1 protein-coding gene is annotated in these 1,301 nt (G+C 67.0%); it reads left to right on the forward strand.

Annotation, left to right across the window (positions count from 1 at the left end; genetic code table 11):
- A partial coding sequence (locus DIE03_RS37985) for an acetate--CoA ligase (RefSeq protein ID WP_124457139.1) occupies window positions 1-1,301 on the forward strand: 1,301 nt, incomplete at both ends.

Genomic DNA, 1,301 nt, shown 5'->3' on the forward strand with positions numbered 1-1,301 from the left:
TCGGTTCTTCACGAAACCCGTCAGTTCGCGCCGCCCGCGGCGCTCGAGAAGGCGGCCACCATTTCCGGCATGCCGGCCTATCGCGCGCTCGTCGCCGAGGCCGAGCAGGATTACGAAGGCTTCTGGGCGCGTCTCGCGCGCGAAGGCCTCGCGTGGCACAAGCCGTTCACCAAGGTGCTCGACGAGAGCAACGCGCCGTTCTACAAGTGGTTCGACGACGGCGAGCTGAACGCGTCGTACAACTGTCTCGACCGCCACGTCGAAGCCGGCAACGGCGAGCGCGTCGCGGTGATCTTCGAGGCCGACGACGGCACCGTCACGCGCGTCACCTATGCGGATCTGCTGGCGCGCGTGTCGCGCTTCGCGAATGCGCTGAAGAAACGCGGGATCGGCAAGGGCGATCGCGTCGTCATCTATATTCCGATGTCGATCGAAGGCATCGTCGCGATGCAGGCCTGCGCGCGTATCGGCGCGACCCACTCGGTCGTGTTCGGCGGCTTCTCCGCGAAATCGCTGAACGAGCGGCTCGTCGACGTCGGCGCGGTCGCGCTGATCACCGCCGACGAGCAGGCGCGCGGCGGCAAGACGCTGCCGCTCAAGAGCATCGCCGACGAGGCCATCGCGATGGGCGGCTGCGAAGCCGTGAAGAGCGTGATCGTCTATCGCCGCACCGGCGGCAAGATCGACTGGCATGCGGACCGCGACCTGTGGATGCACGAGCTCACGGACGGCGAGTCCGACACGTGCGCGCCGGAATGGGTCGGCGCCGAGCATCCGCTGTTCATCCTGTATACGTCGGGCTCGACCGGCAAGCCGAAGGGCGTGCAGCACAGCACCGGCGGCTACCTGCTGTGGGCCGCGCAGACGATGAAGTGGACCTTCGACTGGAAACCCACCGACGTGTTCTGGTGCACGGCCGACATCGGCTGGGTCACGGGCCACACGTACATCACGTACGGCCCGCTCGCGTGCGGCGGCACGCAGGTCGTGTTCGAAGGCGTGCCGACCTGGCCGGACGCCGGCCGCTTCTGGAAGATGATCGGCGATCACAAGGTCACCGTGTTCTACACCGCGCCGACCGCGATCCGCTCGCTGATCAAGGCGGCCGAAGCCGACGACAAGGTGCATCCGAAGAGCCATGACCTGTCGAGCCTGCGCATCATCGGCACGGTCGGCGAGCCGATCAATCCGGAGGCGTGGATGTGGTATCACAAGCACGTCGGCCAGGAGCGCTGCCCGATCGTCGATACGTGGTGGCAGACCGAAACCGGCGGCCACATGATCACGCCGCTGCCGGGCGC

It is taken from the genome of Burkholderia sp. Bp8992, assembly GCF_003853705.1.
Classification (GTDB): Bacteria; Pseudomonadota; Gammaproteobacteria; order Burkholderiales; family Burkholderiaceae; genus Burkholderia.